The following is a 17,231-nucleotide window of genomic DNA, read 5'->3' as shown; positions in this document are numbered from 1 at the left end:
GAAGGCGAGCCCGGAATCCAGAAGCGCGGACCGCGCCATGCCGTGCACGCGTGGCGGGTCCGGCTTCCGGGCCCTGCTTCGCAGCCCGGAATAACGGATCAGCCATTCCAGCATGGGGCCAACTCGTGGTGACCCGAGTTCGCAGCCCTGTAGCGTCCGGTTCGTCCTCAGCCCTTCGGCGGCGCGAGCTTCAACTGGTCGATCGCCCAGAGCCATGTCCCGTCTACCTGTTCGCGGGCGACCTCCACCGAGAACGCGCCGTTGGGAAGCCGCGCGAAGGTCATGGCAAGGCCATCGTTGCGCAGGGGCGGCAGGGTCTCGGGGTTCGGGAAATCCGACTTGCGTGCCAGCAGGTCGGCGTAGAAGGTCCGGATCTCGGCATGCCCGGTCGCGACGACGCGGCCGGCCGCCAGCACCGCGTCGGGTTCGTAGAGCGCGACCAGCCCCTCGACGTCGCCTGCATTGGCGCGCTGGTTGAACAGGCTGGCGAGCGCCTCGGGCGCCCGGGCGGCCTCTCGCGTCTCATCCGACATGGCGTGTCCTCCGGTCGTCGTCCGGCCCTGGCGGCCGTTCGGGTGCTGCGGCAATGCTTCGGGCGGCCGATCTTTCCCCGCTCGGGGTCATTTGAGCCGCGTTCCCTCGCGATCGGCCACCGAAACGGCGACCGGGATCCCAGTCTTCACGCTCTCCGAGACGGTGCAGAACCGTTCGAACTGCTCCAGCACCCGGTCGATCCGCGGCATGTCGGCGGCGGCCGCCCCGAGCTGGATGTGGACGCCGATTCCCGTGATGCGCAGCCGCCCCTCGGCGTTGCGCGCCACCCGGCAGGACGCCTCGGCCGCGACGCCGCGCGCATCCTGCCGGAACTTGCCCAGGGCGAAGACGAGGCTGGCGCAGAGGCAGTTCGCGACCCCGGAGATCAGGAGCTGCTCCGGGAAAGGCCCGGTCCCGCCGCCGATCGGCGGCGCCTCGTCGGTCCGGAGCGCCGGCAGGGCCGCGCTGAAGTCGACGGTGAAGACGTAATCCGCGACTTGGGTGATCCGGATCGTCGGTCCCTCTTCCATCGCGGTCCTTCTCATCGATCAATAAGGCGTCGCGCGACGCTTCGAGGGACGCGGCAGGTCCCCCTCCCGGGCGCGAGCGGCGTTGACGTGAAGGATCTGGTCGTCCGGCGCGGGCGGATCCCCCCGGGTCCCCTCCCCGTCCGATAGCAAACGCCCGATCCGCGTTCGCGTTCGGCAGGCCCGCGCCATGCGTCCGGATACGGATGATTTCCCCGGCTCTTCCCCGTAGAACCGGCCGCCTGACCGACCCGGAAGCGAACACCCGATCCGATGACGAGCCCGACGACCCTCGACGCCCTGATGCCTCTTCTGGAGCGCATCGCCACCGCTCTGGAGCGGACTGCGCCCGCGGTCCCGCCGGCCTTCGACCCCGAGGCGGCCGACGCCTTCCTGTGGGGGCCGGAACGCCGGCTCACGCCGGTGCCGCAGGTGGCGCGTGTGGAGATGGGACTGCTCACCGGCATCGACCGGGCGCGCGACACCCTGGTGGAGAACACCGAGCGCTTCGCCCGCGGCCTGCCGGCCAACAATGCCCTGCTGTGGGGCGCCCGCGGCATGGGAAAATCCTCGCTGGTCAAGGCGGCCCATGCCGAGATCAACGCGCGCCGCCCCGTCGGCAGCCTGCCCATGAAACTCGTGGAGATCCACCGCGAAGATATCGAGGCCCTGCCGGACCTGATGGCGCTGCTGCGGCCCGACCCGCACCGCTGGCTGGTCTACTGCGACGACCTCTCGTTCGACGCCGACGACACTTCGTACAAGTCGCTCAAGACAGCGCTCGACGGCGGCATCGAGGGCCGGCCCGGGAACGTGTTGTTCTACGCCACCTCCAACCGCCGCCACCTGCTCGCCCGCGACATGATGGAGAACGAGCGCTCCACCGCGATCAATCCCGGCGAGGCTGTGGAGGAGAAGGTCTCGCTCTCCGACCGGTTCGGCCTCTGGCTCGGCTTCCACAAGTGCAGCCAGGACGAGTACCTGGCGATGATCCGCGCCTATGCCGAGCGCTACGGTCTCGCGGTGCCGCCGGAGCAGCTGCGCGCCGAGTCCCTCGAATGGGCCACGACCCGCGGCTCGCGCTCGGGCCGGACCGCCTTCCAGTTCATCCAGGATCTGGCCGGTCGGTTGGGGACGACGCTCGACTGAGGGGCTGGGCCTACCGCCCGCTCGACCCGAAGCCGCCCGATCCGCGTGCGGAGGCGGGACCGGCCTCACCCTCCAGTACTGTGAGCACCGGTCGCGTGATGCGCGTGAAGACGAGCTGCGCGATTCGCTCGCCCGGCTCGATCCGGACCGGCTCCGTCGCGTCCCGATTCCAGGCGGAGACCATCAACGGCCCCTCGTAATCCGCGTCGATGACGCCGGTACCGTTGCCCAGCACCAAGCCCTCGCGGTGTCCACGTCCGGAGCGGGGAAAGATCAGCCCGCACCATGCGGGATCGCGGATGAGCACGCTGAACCCCGCCGGAATCAGAGCCGGCTTGGCTTGGGGCGGCAGGACCAGCGGCGCGTCGAGGCAGGCGTGCAGATCGAGGCCTGCCGCGGCCGAGGAGCCCCAGCGCGGAAATCCCCAGCCGGGCAGCCGCGGATCGAGCAGCCGCAGGCCGATTTCCGGCAGCGCGCTCACGCGCCGAGCCGCACGATCGCCTCGGCCATCGCGAGCGTCCGACGAGCGGCCTCGACGTGGAGGCGCTCGACCATCTTCCCGTCGACGGCGACAACCCCGAGGGCGCGGTTCTCCGGGGCGTCGAAGACGTCGAGCATCCGCCGTGCCTCGGCGATCTCCCCGTCATCCGGCCCGAAGGCAACGTTGGCAGGGCCGATCTGGCTCGGGTGGATCAGCATCTTGCCGTCGAAACCGAGGTCGCGACCCTGCGTGCACTCGGCCTCGAACCCGGTCGCGTCCCGGAGATCCGTGAACACGCCGTCGATCGCCGCGATCTCGTAGGCCCGCGCGGCGGCCAGCACAGTCATAAGCCAGGGAATCAGGGCCGCCCGTCCAGGCGGCCGGATGCGAGCTGCCTTGAGGAGGTCGTTGGGACCGATCACGAGGGCGGAGAGACGCCCGTCCACGTCGCGGGCGGCGCCGGCGATCTCGGCGGCGTTCACCACCGCCATCGGCGTCTCGATCATCGCCCAGACCCGCGTGGCGAGCGGCGCGCCGAGGCGGCGAAGGCGGGAACCGACGGCGATCAGCGTGTCCGACGTGCGGACCTTGGGCACGAGGATCGCGTCCGGGGCGACCGGAGCCAGCGCGACGAGGTCGGCCTCGCCGTCCTCGGTCTCGGGCGGATTGATCCGCACCACCACCTCGCGGGGGCCGAAGCCGCGGGCGGCCACGGCCGCGGCGACCTGCGCGCGCGCCGCCGCCTTGGCCTCCGGGGCGGTGCCGTCCTCGAGGTCGATCAGAATCACGTCGGCGGGGAGCGACCGTGCCTTTTCCAGGGCCCGGGCGTTGGCGCCGGGCATGGCCAGCACGCTGCGGCGGGGACGGATCTCGCTCATCACGCTTCTCCCGGGCGGCGGCGGTGCCCGCCGCGACGCGGATAGCTTTCTGCGGGCGGAGGGGCAAGAAGCGCCGAGGGCGCGGGCCGCGGGGAGACACGACATGGCGCGCTGGGTCGCGGGACTGGACGGATGCCGCGGAGCCTGGGCGGGCGCGCTCCTCGATCTTGACGATCCCGGACGACACCGCTGCGGCCTCTTTCCCGACGTGGCCGCCCTCCTCGACGCGCCGGAGCGCCCACTGATCGTTGGGATCGACGTGCCGATCGGCTTGCCCGACCGGATCCTCGGCGGCGGCCGGGCGGCCGATCGCGCGGCGCGCGCCCGCCTCGGTCCGGCACGGTCGTCGGTCTTCCCGATGCCGCCGCGGGCCGCCGTCTACGCGTCCGACTACGACGCCGCCAAGGCCGCCTCGCGCGCCGCAAGCGAGCCGACCTTCGCGCCTTCCATCCAAGGCTACAACATCTTTCGCTACGTCCGCGCGGTCGACACGCTCCTGCGAGCGCGCCCGGAGGTGCGCGGACGGGTTCACGAGGTCCACCCGGAAGTCGCGTTCCACGCCCTCAACGGCGACCGGCCTCTCGGCCTGGCGAAGAAGGGGCGCGACGCCCGGCGGGGCCTCGATCTCCGGCGGGCGCTTCTCGCCGCGGCGGGGCTGCCGAAGACCCTGCTCGATGCCCGCGTCAAGGGCGTGCCCGAGGACGACCACCTCGACGCCTTGGCGGCTCTGGTGGTGGCAGCCGACATCCTCGCGGGGCGGGCTCGGCCTCTCCCCGACCCGCCTGCGCAGGACGCGCACGGCCTGCCGGTTGTCATATGGGCGCCGGCCGTGGGCGAGACTCAGCGGATCCCGTGAGCGCGGTACGTCTCAGCGCGACGAGGCCAGGGCAGGCGGTGGCTTGAACTCGCCGCGCCATTCGGTTGTCTGGTCGGTTTGCGATGCGAAGACGGTGGTGAACGATCCGGTGCCCTTCAGGCCTGCGAACGCCCCCGTCGCCTTGGCGACCTTGAAGGTGCCCATGGCGGTGATCCGACCCTGCGCGTCCGTCACGACACGGCCGGTGAACGGGCTCGTCGCCGCCCCGTTCGGCGTGGCGAAGGTGATCGTGCCCTTCAGCGGACCCTGCCCGCTCTCCAGCGTCACCGTTTCGACGATGGTGACCTGAGCGTTGTCGAGGGGCTGGCCAGGGCTCCTGTTGATGCCGGAGCCGCGCTCCTCGATCTTCATCTTGCCGGGCGCGATCGGCTGCACGTTCTGGCCGTCGTAGTGCAGGGTGAAGGTGCCGCCCATCGGCATGGCAATGGCGCCTGTCGCTCCGGTCAGAAGCAACAGGGCCGTGGTGGAGAAACGCAGCGCGAGCGGCATCGGACATCCTCCATAGAATTGATCTTCGTGGACTTGCCCACATTTAGATTGAGCGAATACTACATTCGCGTAGATAAGATTCGTTGTCAACGCAATTTTCAAAAACGAATACAGCATTCGAAGATGTCAGATTTCATACGCTTTGGAAGCCGCTGTAATCCCTCAGCGGTAGGCTCATTGGAAGACGTTGCGGTCGAACTGTGACGAGCGCCGCATGGAGCTGCGGCCTTCGCGGGATTCGGCGCGGCGTCGGTGATGAAGAGCGCGATCGCGCAAGCCCCCGGACATCGGGACCTTCGACCGCGCTTCGGTCAGAGGCGCCACAGCGCCCGAAGCATTCTCCTGATGGCCACGCACATCAGGCCGCATTCCAGCGGCACCTCCGCTACCCTCACGCGCCCTCGATGGATGAAGGCGAGAGCTGTGTTTTCCGAAGCGGCGCGCGCGCGCCTACGGGACCACAAGCGGTGTCCAGCGCTCAAGTCGCGCCCTAGCTTCGGTCGCATGAGCGCCGCGAACCCTTTCCCGATCCGACACATCGCCCGTGCGGTCGTCCTGGATCCGCACGACCGGATCCTGCTGATCGCCTACGCGTCGGTCCATACTAGAGGCGCGGACGGTGAGCCCCTGCGATTCTGGTTCATGCCGGGCGGCGGCCTGGAGCCGGGTGAGGATCACGTCACGGCCTGCCGGCGCGAACTGGGAGAGGAGATCGGCCGGGACGACGTCGCGATCGGCCCGCTCGTCGCCGTCTGCGACGGGCCGTTTCACCTGTTCCGCCAGTCCCGGGATGCCCGCGAGCGCTACTTCCTGGTCCGCCTGCCCGACGACCGCGTCGACACGAGCCGCCTCGCCGAGACCGAGGACAATCCCGTGATCGGGACGCGCTGGTGGCCCCTCGACGAATTGCGTGCCAGCGGCGCGCGCGTCGAGCCGGCGGGCCTCGCCGACCTTGCAGCCGAAGTCGCCGCCGGGACTATTCCAGCCCAGCCGCGCGTTCTGACTTGGCAGGATCCTTGAGTTCCACTCCGCGAGACGCGGTTTCCTCTAACCGGAGACGAATTGATGTTCCCCGTATACCTGACTGAAGGATACCGGTCTTTCCTGCAGGACCGCTTCCCGACGGAGCGCCGGCGCTTCGCGCAACTCGCCTCGTCCCAGAACCCCGAGATCCTGATCATCAGCTGCTGCGACAGCCGTGTCTCGCCCAGCGCGATCTTCAATGCCGGTCCGGGTGAGCTGTTCACGATCCGCAACGTCGCCAACATCGTGCCGGTCTATCAGCCGGACGGCCAGTACCACGGCACTTCGGCAGCCCTGGAATTCGCCGTCCAGGCCCTGGAAGTGAAGCACATCGTCGTGCTCGGCCACGCCACCTGCGGCGGCATCAAGGCCTACGCCAACAAGGCCAAGCCGCTGTCTCCGGGCGACTTCATCGGCAAATGGGTCTCTCTCGTGGGGCAGGCGGAGTCGAAGGCGGGCGATCCCAGCGCGCCGGACTACCTGACGCAGCTGGAATACGCCGTGGTCAAGCAGAGCCTCGAGAACCTGATGACCTTCCCATTCGTGAAGGAGCGGGTTGACGACGGACGGACCCAGCTTCACGGCGCGCATTTCGGCGTGGCGACCGGATCCCTCCTCGTGTGCGACCCTAAAACCGGCGAGTTCAAGCCGCCGCTGGATACCGCTGGGCTCGCCGTCCGCTCGGTTGCCGCCATCGCGTGCGACTGAGGCCGATCCAACGCAAAAAAGGCGGCGGGCTCGCACCCGCCGCCTGCCGGCCCGGTCTCGGCCGGGCCGCGCGTCGTTCTACTTTGTGGGGCGCCTCACATGGCGCCCGGCAGCCGCTGAGCCTGCTGCATGTGCATCTGCAGGGCCGGAAGGGCCTGCTGGGCGTAGTTGCGCAAGGCCGGGTTCGGGCCGCCCTGGGCATAGGCCTGGGTCATGGCAATCGTCATCTGGTGCGCCTGGATCTGCTGAGCGGCGTACAGACGGTCGAAGCGCGCTCCAGCCGGGGCCGCCGACAATTCGGACAGCATCGCCTGCTGCTCGGGGCTCGGGGCCACCAGAGTCGAGGCGCCCGTGGCCGCCACGTCCCCGCGGCCGATCTGGCCACCCGCCGCGGCACCCCGCGCCGCTCCGGCGCCCGCGCCTTCGAGGCCGCCGACCGGGCCGCCCGCCAGGGTGCCGCCGACCGCACCGGTCGCCGCGCCAACACCGGCGCCCACGGCGCTGCCTGCCACCGCGATCGGAGCCGTCACAAGACCGCCGAGGCCCGGATCGCCACCGGCCATCATGCCGGGCTGACCGCCGGCGAGCGCCACGTTGGCGGCGCGGTGATCGCGGATCACCTCCTGGGCGTAGGACCGAACGCGCGGGTTGCGCGACTTGGACAGGGCGATTTGCGAGGACTGGATCTCGAAGGCGTTCGCCTGCATCGACTGGAGGCGGAAGTCGTTGGCGCCCTGGGCGAAAGCCGGGCTCGACAGCGCCAGGACCAGCGCGGAGGCGGCAGCATAGTTCTTCAGCATCGGGACCTCTGGTTCGAGATGGATGCGCGAACGGGCATGGTCCATACCATGCGGCGAGGCGAGAGCTCGCGTCGACGCGTTCGCGAATTGGTGCGTCAACGAGGCCATCAGCTTATGGTTCCTGCGGTTTTCGCTTCGGGCCAAGTCGGATCCCAACCGGGACGACGGGATCAGTCGGGTGGACGTACGCGTGGAGATCAGCGTTCGCGACTGGACCGCGATGGCCCAGATTGCCTGTTCGAGATGTGCGAACACCGCAGCCTGCACCGGAGGGGGCACACGTCGGCCTCTGCGGCCTTGCCCTGCCCCTCCGCGCAGTGGCCCGACCGCCTTCGCGCATCACCGCTCCCCTCCGGGAGCGGGCGGGAAAGGCGCGGACACGGTTCACCGACCCTCCGTTCGGGGGACGGGACCCCGGCAATCCGCGCGGCCGCCCGGTGATCCTCGTCGGCGTTCAGGTCCTGCGCGCGCTGGCCGCCCTGACGGTGGCGTGGCACCACGCGCGGCATGAGGCGGGCCTGATGGCCGCGCGCGGTGCCGGCCCGGAGCTCGATCCACAGACCCTCCTGCCGTGGTGGGGCGGGGTCGATCTGTTCTTCGTGATCTCCGGCCTCGTCATCGTGCACGCGAGCGACCGCCTGTTCCGCGTGCCCGGCGGCCGGGCGCGGTTCCTCGCCCACCGGGTCGCGCGGGTGGTGCCCCTCTACTGGCTGATGAGCCTGGTCTTCCTGCTCATCGCGCTCGTGCGGCCCGATCTCCTCGGGGAAGCCGCGGGCCTCGTGCGGGATCCCGGCGCGCTCGTGGCCGGTTTCCTGTTCTGGCCCGCGGCCCGTCCGGATGGCACCGTCCAGCCCCTCTACGGGCTGGGCTGGACCCTGAACTACGAAGCCTTCTTCTACGTGATCTTCGCTCTCGGGCTGGGCTTCGGCCGGCGCGGCGCGGTCGCGTGGCTGGCCGCGGTCCTCGTGCTCCTCGTCGCCGCCGGGACGATCGCGTCGGATCTGCCGCTGCCGCTCCGCTTCTGGGCGGATCCCATCGTCCTCGAATTCGCCGCCGGTGCGGGGCTCGCCCTCGCCTATCGTGAAGGTTTTCGGCCGTCCGCTGCAGCCCGGTTCGGGCTCGCAGGCCTCGGTGTGCTCGGTCTTCTCGTGTCCGCCCGCGCCTTGGCAGGCCTCGACGGCGCCGACGGGTTTCTTCGGCCGCTCCTCGTCGGTGTCCCCGCGGCCCTGCTGGTGGCCTCCGCCCTCGGGCCGGGTCGGGATGCGGGAGCGCGCGCGCGGTTGCCGGACGCGGTGCGCGGCCTCGTGGCACTCGGGGATGCGTCCTACGCCCTCTACCTCGTGCATCCCTTCGCCCTGCGGCTCGTGCGCGAGGGCCTGGTCAGGTCCGGCCTCGCGTCGGCGGCCTATCCTTGGGGCGGGATGGTCCTGATGCTGGTGGCGAGCGTCGCGGCTGCGCTGCTGGTCCACCGCTGCGTGGAGCGGCCGCTGACCCGCCGGGTCCGCGCCCTCCTCGATCCCGGCGCCGGGCAGAACCGTGTGGGTGCCGTCTCCCTACCGGTTTCCCACGGGCGCCACCCGGATTAGCCTGCCGCCGAGGAGGACGCCGCCATGAAGACCCTGCTCGTACCCGTCGCGATGCACGATGCCCTGCCCTCCGTCTTCGAGACGACACGGCTGGCGGCGGCGCGCTTCGGCAGCCTGATCGAGGGCGTGTCCCTGCGTCCGGCGCTGGCCGAGTACGTCCCCGTCGACATGGTCGGCGGCATGACCTGGCTGCGGGACGAGGAAGCCGACCGGGCCGAGGCCGAGGAGGCGGGCGGCCGCTTCGTCGCGTTCATGGATGCGGCCGGCATCCCGCGCCACGCCCGCGACGGCCTGTGCATCCCCGAGCGGGTTGCCGACGCGGGCCCACGCTACCGATGGCGCCAGGACGTGCCGACGGGCGACGCCTTCCTGGGCCAGTATGCGCGGCTGTTCTCGGCCACCGTGGTGGGTCGACCGGGAACCACCGACAACGCGCCGCGCATGACAACCTTCGAGACCGCGCTGTTCGAGAGCGGCCGTCCGATCCTGCTCGCCCCGCCCGAGCCGCCGGCGAGTCTGGGCACGTCGGTGTTGATCGCCTGGAACGGCTCCACCGAGACCGCCCGGGCGGTGGCTTTCGCCATGCCGTTCCTGCGGCGGGCCGAACGGGTCCTCGTACTGAGCGTCGAAGGCGGGATGGTGCCGGGCCCGACCGCCCAGGATCTCGCCCAGGCGCTGGCCTGCGAGGGCGTGGACGCCTCGCACCGGGCCCTTCCCTCGGGACGGCGCGTCCCCGGCGAGACATTCCTGGCCGAGGCCAAGGGTTTCGGGTGCGACCTGCTGATCAAGGGGGCCTACACCCAAAGCCGCCTGCGGCAGATGATCTTCGGCGGCGTCACCAGCCACGTGCTCGCCCAGGCCGACATGCCTGTGCTGATGGCCCATTGATGAGGGGCGCATCGCCGACCGCCGAGGCGATGGCCGACCGGACTGCCGCACGGCATCCCCACCGCACACCGGGAACCGCCGCGCCCACGTGGCGTTCGGCTCCCGCATCCGGACGGAAGCGATAAGGAGCCCCGTGACCCGCCTTCTCCTCGCCGCCCTGTTGTCGATGTCCGCCGCCTCCGCCGTCCAGGCCGAGTCGATGCGTTTCCGGGGAACCGTCGTGCGCGCCGACGCCGACCGCCTGGAGATCCGGCGCGGCAGCGGCAGCACACTCACGCTGCGGATGACGCCGAAGACCCGCGTCTACGCGGTCAATCAAGCGACCCTTCGTGCGATCAAGCCGGAGAGCTACGTCAGCGTGGTCGGAGCTCCGGGCGACGGCTCCCAGCGCGCGCGGGCGGTGACGCTTTACTCCCCGTCCGAGCGCGGCTTCGAGGCCGGGACTCAGCCCTGGGACAGCGAGCCCGGCGCAACGCTGACGGCCGGGTGGGTGGCCAATGTGCGTGGGCTGGCGCCGATGCGCTTGGCGCTCGCCTACCGCGATGGCCACTCCGCCTTCGAGATCCCCGCCGACACGCCGGTGACTCAGCTCTCGCCCGGCGAGAAGGCGCTGCTCGAACCCGGCGCCGCGGTGACGATCTTCGCGCGGTCGGAGCCGGACGGCGCCCTCGACGCCGGCACGGTCGCGGTGGGACGCCAGGGCGTCATACCCGGCCTCTGACGGATTGCCTTGGCCTGCGTCATCGTTCCCGACGCCGGACCGCGCGCGGACGCATGAGCTGCGCTAAACCGATCCGCGATGAGCGACTCGGATTTCACCCTCGACCCGCGCCTGGCGGCCGACACCGTAGAGGTTGGCGACTTGTCCCTGTGCCGTGTGCTGCTGATGGATGATGCCCGGTTTCCGTGGCTCATCCTGGTGCCGCGCCGGCCGGACATCAGCGAGATTACCGACCTCTCCGAGGACGATGCGGCGGCCCTGTGGCACGAGATGCGCATCGCCACGCGGGTAATGCAGGCGCTGGCCAAGCCCGACAAGGTCAACATAGCCGCCCTCGGCAACATCGTGGCACAGCTTCATGTGCACGTGGTCGGCCGCTTCCGCTCGGACCCGGCCTGGCCCGGCCCGGTCTGGGGCTTCGAGACCCGCACGCCCTACCCGCCCCACGCCCGCGCCCAGCTCCTCGAACGCGCCGGCGCTCTCTTCACCGCGGCCTGAACCTTCCGATGACCGATCCCCGCGACATCCTCGGCTTCGTCCGCAACCGCCTGGACCGCCATTCCGCCGAGCAGCCCGAGGAAGCTGTCCCGCCTCTTGAGGCGCCCGAGGCACGCCTTGTCCTGCTCTGCGGCGACCGGATCGTGCTGCGCGGACCCACCGCGCTGATCGCGCCCGCGGACGCCGCCGGCCTCACTGATGGCCCGCGCATCTTCCTCGGCCACCGGGACGGTGCTCCCGTCTTCGCCGCCGCGGCGCCCGCCGAGGCGGCGGAGCGGTTCGCCGACGCCGGGACCCGCACCCTCGATCTGCGGTCGATCGCCACCGACGCCGCCGTGGAAGCCGAGGAACTCGGACTTCTGGCGGTAGCCAAGTCGATGCTCGACTGGCACGCCCGCCACGGCTTCTGCGCCAATTGCGGCACCGCCACCACGGTGAAGGCTGGCGGTTTCCGGCGGGAGTGCCCGAATTGCGCCGCCCACCATTTCCCCCGGGTGGACCCGGTGGTCATCATGCTGGTCCGCCGGGCCGATACCTGCCTGCTGGGCCGCGGGCCGCATTTCCGGCCGCACATGTACTCATGCCTCGCGGGCTTCCTCGAGCCCGGCGAGACGATCGAGGATGCGGTGCGCCGCGAAGTCTTCGAGGAGACGCGGATCCGCGTCGGCGCGGTGACCTACCGGACGTCGCAGCCCTGGCCTTTCCCGTCCTCGCTGATGATGGGCTGCGCCGCCGAGGCGCTCGACGACGCCATCGTCACCGACCCGAGCGAGCTGGAGGATGCGCGCTGGTTCACCCGGGACGCGGTCGCCGCCATGCTGGCGGGCACGCATCCCGAGGGCATCCAGGCCCCGCCGCCCATGGCGATCGCCAACTACCTGATGCGCGCCTTCGTCGCCGGCGAGACCTGATCCGGACTAGCCGGGCTTGCCGGCACTCCGGCTCGGGTCGTCGTCCGGGTTGATGTAGTTCAGTCCGAACGGGCCGGAGCCGTTGACCTGCAGTTCGACCGGCTCGTCGGTCGTCCAGAGCGAATGGGGCATGTCCTCGGGCAGGTAGACGAAGCCGCCCACCTTGAGCGCCGAACCTTTGGCCTTGTCGAGGGTACGCCCGTGCTCGTGGTAGATCGAGCCCGAGAGGATCGTCAGCGTCTCCGGCTTCGCGTGGGTGTGCGGCGCGATCACCGTGTTGGCTGGAACCTTCACGCGCAGCACGAACGGTCCGGGCTTCGACGGATCGCCCGCGACCCGGCTGATCTGCGTGCCCTTCGGCAAGTTCGGCGGTCCCGGCTCGTAGATGGCCGCGGCTCCGTCGGGGACGACCACGAGACCGGCATGGTCGTTCTCCGCGGCCGTCGCCGGCGCGATACCTCCGAGGATTGCCAGCGCGGCCGCGGCGTTGATCCAAGTTCGTGTCATTCCATCCTCCCGAGTCGTGCCGGGGATCGCGTCCCCGCGGCTTGTTGTGGCTCCGGCCCTGGTTTTGCCCAGGTTCGGAAGCCGCCGCAGATCGTCGCGGGACGAGCCGGTATCGTCCCGCGGAGCGCCGCCCGCTCAAACCGACTCAGACGCCGCTTCAGACCGCGACGCGGTTCTGCTCGGCCTGGACTAGGAGCGCGCCCCGCATCTCGGCGAAAGCCTCGCCGACCATCAGCAGAGCCGGGCCGTCGAGGCCGGCGGCCTCGACTCGGTCGGCGAGGTCGGTGGCCGTGCCGCGCAGCGCCCGCTGGCTCGGGCGGGTGGCGTTGAACACCAGCAGCGCCGGGGTCGTGGGCGCCAGACCTTCCTCCACGGCGCGCGCCAGCAGCGCCCGCAGGGTCCGCTTGGGCATGTAGACCACCGTGGTGACGCTTGGATCGGCGAGCGCCCCCCAGTTCAGATCGTCCGGCAGGGCGCCGCGACGGTCGTGGCCGGTGACGAATTGCAGGCGGCGGGCGGCATCGCGATGGGTGAGGGACAGGCCGAGGGACGCCGCCGCACCCTGCGCGGCCGAGATCCCGGGGACCACCGTGACCGGGATGCCGGCGGCCCGGCAGGCCTCGATCTCCTCGCCGGCCCGGCCGAAGACCAGCGGGTCGCCGGATTTCAGCCGCACCACCTGCTTGCCGGAGCGGGCGAGCTGGACCATCAGCGCGTTGATGTCGTCCTGGCGGCAGGACGGGCCGTGGCCGGTCTTGCCCACCAGCATGGTGCGCGCCTCGCGGCGGGCGTAGTCGAGGATCTCGGAGGCGACGAGGTCGTCGTAGAGGATGACGTCGGCGTTGCGCAGCGCCCGCAGCGCCTTGAGGGTGAGGAGCTCCGCGTCGCCGGGACCGGCGCCGACCAACGTCACGGCACCGCCCTTCGGGGCGCTCTCGGTCTCGCCGAGCAGCTCGGCGAGGTCCCGGTCCGACGGCGCCCGGTCGGGCTCCGCGAAGGCCCGGTCGGTGAAGCGCTCCCAGAAGGCCCGGCGCTCGGCGAACCCGTGGAAGCGCGCGGTGACGCCGTCCCGCCAGTCGCGGGCCGCGGCCATCCAACGGGCGAAGCCGCGGGGCAGCATCGCCTCGATCCGGGCGCGCACCGTCTGGCCGAAGACCGGAGCGGCGCCCTCCGTCGAGATGCCGACCACGAGTGGCGAGCGGTTGACGATGGCGCCGAACTTCACGTCGCAGAGATGCGGCCGGTCGACCGCGTTGACGATGGCGCCGGCCCCGCGGGCAGCCGCCACGAAGGCGACGCACTCGGCCTCGTCCTCCAAGGCCCCGACGCAGAAGGTCGCGCCCCAGAGGTCGTCCGGGCTCCAGGCGCGTTCGTGCAGCACCACCTGCCCGTCGACGATCTCGCCCGGCACCGCGCGCAGCTCCTCGCTGGGCTCGGGCGCGTAGACGTCGACGTGGGCGCCGGCCGCCGCGAGGACCTTCACCTTCCAGGGGGCGCCGCCGGACGAGCCGGCGAGCACCACCCGCTTGCCGCGCAGGGGGACGAAGACGGGCAGCACCGCCAGCGGCTCCAGGCCGGCGGCCTTGGTCTCGCGGGGCGCGCGGGCTGCGCGCAGGGGGGTCTCAGTCACGGGCCTGTCCTGAATCGTCCTGATCCAACCGATCCCGTCTGCACCCTCATCCCGAGGTGCCGGAGCGTAGCGGAGGCCTCGAGGGAGGGCTCCAGTCGGCCGCGCGATCCCTGGAGCCCTTCTTCGAGGCCCGCACGCGCGGGCACCGCAGGATGAGGTGATCCGACAGGAGAAGCCGATCCATCCTCAACGAGAGTCTATCAGATAATCATGCGGCGCGGGCGGTCTGCCCGGCCAGCATCTTGCGGATCTCCGGTATGCACGAGCCGCAATTCGTACCGGCCTTGCAGGCGGCGCCCACCGCCTCCACGGAGCCGGCGCCTCCGGCGACGGTCGCGGCGATGACGTCCGCACCGACGCCGTGACAGGCGCAGACCACCGGACCCGCCGAGGCGGTCGCCGCGCGGCCCGAGAGCAGCGCCCGCCGCTCGGCGGCGTCGGGCGACTCGGCGGCGAACAGGACCTTGGCGGCCTCCCAGTCCGGCCGCTCGGCGGCGGGGGCGTAGGCGAGGCAGGCGACGAGGCGGTCGCCGTCGTAGACCGCGCAGCGGTAGCGGTCGCGGGCGTGGTCGGCATATTCCGCCAGCTCGCCGCCCGGCAGCGCCTCGCTCTGGATCAGCCCGCGCACCATCAGCGCCACGGCGCGGGAGCTGTCGGCGGTGGCGAACTGCGCGCCCCAGCCGCCGGTGATCGCGGCGCGTGCCCACCACCAGTCCTCGGGCAGCGCCACCTGTCGGCGCGTCAGCAGGAAGCCGCGGGCGCGGTAGCCGACGGACTCGACCGCCGCGGGGGTCGCCTTGAGCTCGGGCTGACCCGAGACCGGGTCGGTCATGCCCCGCACCAGCGCGCCGACCCGGGCCCGCGACGCGAAGGCGCCGCCCCAGTGCATCGGCATGAACAGGCTGCCCGGCACCACCGTGTCGGTCACCGTCACCTCCAGCTCGGCCGCGCCGTGCGCGGTCGTGAGCCGGGCGATGTCGCCCTCCGCGAGGCCGTGGGCCGCCGCGTCGTCCGGATGGACCTCGACGAACGGCACGGCCCGGTGCGCGGAGAGCCGCTGGCTCTTCCCGGTGCGGGTCATCGTGTGCCAGTGGTCGCGGACCCGGCCGGTGTTGAGCATGAGCGGGAACGCCGCCGAGGCCGCGAGCGCGAGGGCCGGCGGCTGCACCGCGACGAAGCGGGCGCGCCGGTCGAAGGTGTAGAACCGGCCGTCGCCGAACAGCCTCGCCTTCCCCTGCGGGGCGCCCCGGAAGCCGGAGCGCTTCGGGATCGGCCACTGCACCGGCAGGGCCGCCTCGTAGGCGGTGTCGCCGATGTCCGCGAGCGCGCCGAGGTCGAAATCGCGGGTGCCGTTGTTCTCGTAGGCCGAGAGCCCGGCATGCTCGCGGAAGATCGCGGCGGCGGAATCGAACGCGAAGGCCCGGCCGTGGCCGAGGCGGCGCCCGACATCCGCCAGCGCCGCCCAGTCCGGCCTGGCCTCGCCGGGGCTCGCGAGGAAGCGGCGCTGGCGCGAGATCCGGCGCTCGGAATTGGTGACCGTGCCGTCCTTCTCGCCCCAGGCCTGGGCGGGGAGAAGCACGGTGGTCCTGGCCCGCCCCCGCGCAGTGTCGGAATCCGCCACCGCCTCGGACACCACGTAGAGGTCGAGGCCGGCGAGCGAGTCCCGGATCGCGTCGGCCCGCGGCATCGAGACCAGCGGGTTGGTGCCCATCACCCACAGCGCCTTGATCTTGCCCCGGGCGATCGCCTCGAACAGCGCCACCGCCTTCATGCCCTCGCCGGTGATGATCCGCGGGGCGCCCCAGTAGCGGCGCACCCGGTCTACCTCCTCGGGGGTGAAGTGCATGTGGGCGGCCAGCATGTTGGCGAGCCCCCCGACCTCGCGCCCGCCCATGGCGTTCGGCTGGCCGGTCAGCGAGAACGGCCCCATCCCGGTCTCGCCGATCCGGCCGGTGACGAGGTGGCAGTTGATGATGCTGTTGCCCTTGTCGGTCCCCTGCGCCGACTGGTTCACCCCCTGCGAGAAGGCCGTGACCACCCGGCGGGTGCCGGCGAACAGGGCGTAGAAGGCCGCGATGTCGGCCTCGGTCACACCGGTGACGGCGGCGACAGCCGCGAGGTCCGGCGCGATCTGGCGGGCGCGGTCGAGGGCGCCGTCGAGGCCGGCCGTGTGGGAATCGATGAAGGCGCGGTCGCGGAAACCGTTGTCCGACAGGTAGACCAGCAGGCCCGAGAACAGGGCGGTGTCGGTGCCCGGCCGGATGCCGAGGAACAGGTCGCATTCCTGCGCGGTCTGGGTCCGGCGCGGGTCGATGACCACGAACTTGGTGCCGCGGCGCTCCTTGGCGTCGGCCATGCGGCGGAACAGGACCGGGTGGCACCACGCGGTGTTGGAGCCGACCAGCACGATCAGGTCGGCCTCGTCGAGATCCTCGTAGCAGCCCGGGACCGTGTCGGAGCCGAAGGCCCGGCGGTGGGCCGCGACCGCGCTCGACATGCAGAGCCGCGAGTTGGTGTCCACGTGCGGCGTGCCGATGAAGCCCTTCGCGAGCTTGTTGGCGACGTAGTAATCCTCGGTGAGGAGCTGGCCCGAGAGGTAGAAGGCGATCGCGTCCGGCCCGTGCTCGTCCGCCACCGCGCGGAGCTTGCCCGCGACCGTGTCGAGCGCGGCATCCCACGAGACCTGGGCGCCGTCGACCTGCGGGTGGAGCAGGCGGTTCTCGAGCGACAGGGTCTCGCCCAGCGCCGAGCCCTTCGAGCACAGGCGGCCGAAATTGGCCGGGTGCTCGGAATCGCCCGCGATGGTGGCGCCGCCCTGCCCGTCCGGGGTCGCGAGCACGCCGCACCCGACCCCGCAATAGGGGCAGGTGGTCCGCACCGTCGGCGCCGCCACTGGCTGGGTCATGGCTGAATCCTCGCAGGGTCGTCCTGGGCGGGAGCAAGCTTCGCGCCGCCGTTCCCCTCCCCCCTGTGGGGAGGGGTTAGGGGTGGGGGTGGTGCAGAAGGCACCGCCCGAGCCCCATC

18 protein-coding genes are annotated in these 17,231 nt (G+C 71.4%); 9 read left to right on the top strand and 9 right to left on the bottom strand.

Going from position 1 to position 17,231, the window contains the following annotated elements:
* Nucleotides 1-167: 167 nt before the first annotated feature.
* On the bottom strand, nt 168-533 hold the full coding sequence (locus MMSR116_RS20035; RefSeq protein WP_010687472.1) for a YybH family protein: 366 nt from the start codon (nt 531-533) through the stop codon (nt 168-170).
* An 87-nt stretch (nt 534-620) separates the two neighbouring features.
* Nucleotides 621-1,064, bottom strand: a complete 444-nt coding sequence (locus MMSR116_RS20030; RefSeq protein WP_010687471.1) for an OsmC family protein — start codon at nt 1,062-1,064, stop codon at nt 621-623.
* A gap of 270 nt (nt 1,065-1,334) precedes the next feature.
* Here MMSR116_RS20030 and MMSR116_RS20025 point away from each other — a divergent pair, with 270 nt between their 5' ends.
* Entirely contained in the window at nt 1,335-2,210 is an 876-nt protein-coding gene (locus MMSR116_RS20025; protein WP_010687470.1) for an ATP-binding protein, read from the top strand.
* Nucleotides 2,211-2,220: 10 nt separating this feature from the next.
* Here the strand turns inward: MMSR116_RS20025 and dut are convergent, their stop codons facing one another.
* On the bottom strand, nt 2,221-2,691 hold the full coding sequence (dut, locus tag MMSR116_RS20020; protein ID WP_010687469.1) for a dUTP diphosphatase: 471 nt from the start codon (nt 2,689-2,691) through the stop codon (nt 2,221-2,223).
* Nucleotides 2,688-3,569: an HpcH/HpaI aldolase/citrate lyase family protein gene (locus MMSR116_RS20015; RefSeq protein ID WP_010687468.1), complete on the bottom strand. Its 882-nt coding sequence runs from the start codon at nt 3,567-3,569 to the stop codon at nt 2,688-2,690. The genes dut and MMSR116_RS20015 overlap by 4 nt, the downstream gene beginning before the upstream one ends.
* A 103-nt stretch (nt 3,570-3,672) precedes the next feature.
* Here MMSR116_RS20015 and MMSR116_RS20010 point away from each other — a divergent pair, with 103 nt between their 5' ends.
* Nucleotides 3,673-4,425, top strand: a complete 753-nt coding sequence (locus MMSR116_RS20010) for a DUF429 domain-containing protein (RefSeq protein ID WP_010687467.1) — start codon at nt 3,673-3,675, stop codon at nt 4,423-4,425.
* 12 nt (nt 4,426-4,437) lie between these two features.
* Here the strand turns inward: MMSR116_RS20010 and MMSR116_RS20005 are convergent, their stop codons facing one another.
* Complete coding sequence (locus tag MMSR116_RS20005; protein ID WP_010687466.1) at nt 4,438-4,935, bottom strand: hypothetical protein; 498 nt, start codon at nt 4,933-4,935, stop codon at nt 4,438-4,440.
* A 504-nt stretch (nt 4,936-5,439) separates the two neighbouring features.
* Here MMSR116_RS20005 and MMSR116_RS20000 point away from each other — a divergent pair.
* Both MMSR116_RS20000 and MMSR116_RS19995 read left to right on the top strand, forming a co-directional pair.
* Entirely contained in the window at nt 5,440-5,955 is a 516-nt protein-coding gene (locus tag MMSR116_RS20000; RefSeq protein WP_010687465.1) for an NUDIX hydrolase, read from the top strand.
* Between the two features lie 45 nt (nt 5,956-6,000).
* The gene (locus tag MMSR116_RS19995; protein WP_010687464.1) at nt 6,001-6,666 is read left to right on the top strand and encodes a carbonic anhydrase; all 666 of its coding nucleotides are present in this window, start codon (nt 6,001-6,003) and stop codon (nt 6,664-6,666) included.
* 95 nt (nt 6,667-6,761) lie between these two features.
* Here MMSR116_RS19995 and MMSR116_RS19990 read toward each other — a convergent pair whose 3' ends face one another.
* The gene (locus tag MMSR116_RS19990; RefSeq protein ID WP_039894946.1) at nt 6,762-7,466 is read right to left on the bottom strand and encodes a DUF4142 domain-containing protein; all 705 of its coding nucleotides are present in this window, start codon (nt 7,464-7,466) and stop codon (nt 6,762-6,764) included.
* Between the two features lie 437 nt (nt 7,467-7,903).
* Between MMSR116_RS19990 and MMSR116_RS19985 the strand changes: the two genes are divergently transcribed.
* The 5 genes from MMSR116_RS19985 (at nt 7,904) to nudC (ending at nt 12,070) form a co-directional block, all read left to right on the top strand.
* Nucleotides 7,904-9,052, top strand: coding sequence for an acyltransferase family protein (locus MMSR116_RS19985; protein WP_039894930.1), 1,149 nt, complete (start codon nt 7,904-7,906; stop codon nt 9,050-9,052).
* A gap of 24 nt (nt 9,053-9,076) precedes the next feature.
* Nucleotides 9,077-9,940, top strand: coding sequence for a universal stress protein (locus MMSR116_RS19980; RefSeq protein ID WP_010687461.1), 864 nt, complete (start codon nt 9,077-9,079; stop codon nt 9,938-9,940).
* 133 nt (nt 9,941-10,073) lie between these two features.
* Complete coding sequence (locus MMSR116_RS19975) at nt 10,074-10,661, top strand: hypothetical protein (protein ID WP_010687460.1); 588 nt, start codon at nt 10,074-10,076, stop codon at nt 10,659-10,661.
* Nucleotides 10,662-10,739: 78 nt separating this feature from the next.
* Nucleotides 10,740-11,159 carry an HIT domain-containing protein gene (locus tag MMSR116_RS19970; RefSeq protein WP_010687459.1) on the top strand — a complete coding sequence of 140 codons (420 nt, stop codon included), beginning with the start codon at nt 10,740-10,742 and terminating at the stop codon, nt 11,157-11,159.
* A gap of 8 nt (nt 11,160-11,167) precedes the next feature.
* On the top strand, nt 11,168-12,070 hold the full coding sequence (nudC, locus tag MMSR116_RS19965; RefSeq protein WP_010687458.1) for an NAD(+) diphosphatase: 903 nt from the start codon (nt 11,168-11,170) through the stop codon (nt 12,068-12,070).
* 6 nt (nt 12,071-12,076) lie between these two features.
* On the opposite strand, the gene MMSR116_RS19960 is transcribed toward nudC, so the two are convergent.
* From MMSR116_RS19960 to MMSR116_RS19950, 3 genes are all read right to left on the bottom strand, one after another.
* The gene (locus MMSR116_RS19960) at nt 12,077-12,577 is read right to left on the bottom strand and encodes a cupin domain-containing protein (RefSeq protein ID WP_010687457.1); all 501 of its coding nucleotides are present in this window, start codon (nt 12,575-12,577) and stop codon (nt 12,077-12,079) included.
* Between the two features lie 157 nt (nt 12,578-12,734).
* A complete protein-coding gene (gene cysG / locus MMSR116_RS19955) occupies nt 12,735-14,207 on the bottom strand; it encodes a siroheme synthase CysG (protein ID WP_010687456.1) in 1,473 nt (490 codons plus the stop codon).
* A gap of 208 nt (nt 14,208-14,415) precedes the next feature.
* Nucleotides 14,416-17,112 carry a nitrate reductase gene (locus tag MMSR116_RS19950; protein WP_010687455.1) on the bottom strand — a complete coding sequence of 899 codons (2,697 nt, stop codon included), beginning with the start codon at nt 17,110-17,112 and terminating at the stop codon, nt 14,416-14,418.
* Between the last annotated feature and the right edge of the window lie 119 nt (nt 17,113-17,231).

Source organism: Methylobacterium mesophilicum SR1.6/6, assembly GCF_000364445.2.
GTDB classification, from domain to species: Bacteria; Pseudomonadota; Alphaproteobacteria; order Rhizobiales; family Beijerinckiaceae; genus Methylobacterium; species Methylobacterium mesophilicum_A.
The sequence above is the reverse complement of the archived record's forward strand: the minus strand, read 5'-3'. Positions and strand labels throughout refer to the sequence as shown.

What these genes read in the sequence shown, in the direction of transcription:
- MMSR116_RS19950 (WP_010687455.1), bottom strand. Translation starts at nt 17,112, where the DNA reads ATGACCCAGCCAGTGGCGGCGCCGACGGTGCGGACCACCTGCCCCTAT.
- MMSR116_RS20035 (WP_010687472.1), bottom strand. Translation starts at nt 533, where the DNA reads ATGTCGGATGAGACGCGAGAGGCCGCCCGGGCGCCCGAGGCGCTCGCC.
- MMSR116_RS20015 (WP_010687468.1), bottom strand. Translation starts at nt 3,569, where the DNA reads ATGAGCGAGATCCGTCCCCGCCGCAGCGTGCTGGCCATGCCCGGCGCC.
- MMSR116_RS19970 (WP_010687459.1), top strand. Translation starts at nt 10,740, where the DNA reads ATGAGCGACTCGGATTTCACCCTCGACCCGCGCCTGGCGGCCGACACC.
- MMSR116_RS20005 (WP_010687466.1), bottom strand. Translation starts at nt 4,935, where the DNA reads ATGCCGCTCGCGCTGCGTTTCTCCACCACGGCCCTGTTGCTTCTGACC.
- MMSR116_RS20010 (WP_010687467.1), top strand. Translation starts at nt 3,673, where the DNA reads ATGGCGCGCTGGGTCGCGGGACTGGACGGATGCCGCGGAGCCTGGGCG.
- MMSR116_RS19960 (WP_010687457.1), bottom strand. Translation starts at nt 12,577, where the DNA reads ATGACACGAACTTGGATCAACGCCGCGGCCGCGCTGGCAATCCTCGGA.
- MMSR116_RS19995 (WP_010687464.1), top strand. Translation starts at nt 6,001, where the DNA reads ATGTTCCCCGTATACCTGACTGAAGGATACCGGTCTTTCCTGCAGGAC.
- MMSR116_RS19980 (WP_010687461.1), top strand. Translation starts at nt 9,077, where the DNA reads ATGAAGACCCTGCTCGTACCCGTCGCGATGCACGATGCCCTGCCCTCC.
- MMSR116_RS20000 (WP_010687465.1), top strand. Translation starts at nt 5,440, where the DNA reads ATGAGCGCCGCGAACCCTTTCCCGATCCGACACATCGCCCGTGCGGTC.
- MMSR116_RS19990 (WP_039894946.1), bottom strand. Translation starts at nt 7,466, where the DNA reads ATGCTGAAGAACTATGCTGCCGCCTCCGCGCTGGTCCTGGCGCTGTCG.
- MMSR116_RS20025 (WP_010687470.1), top strand. Translation starts at nt 1,335, where the DNA reads ATGACGAGCCCGACGACCCTCGACGCCCTGATGCCTCTTCTGGAGCGC.
- nudC (WP_010687458.1), top strand. Translation starts at nt 11,168, where the DNA reads ATGACCGATCCCCGCGACATCCTCGGCTTCGTCCGCAACCGCCTGGAC.
- MMSR116_RS20030 (WP_010687471.1), bottom strand. Translation starts at nt 1,064, where the DNA reads ATGGAAGAGGGACCGACGATCCGGATCACCCAAGTCGCGGATTACGTC.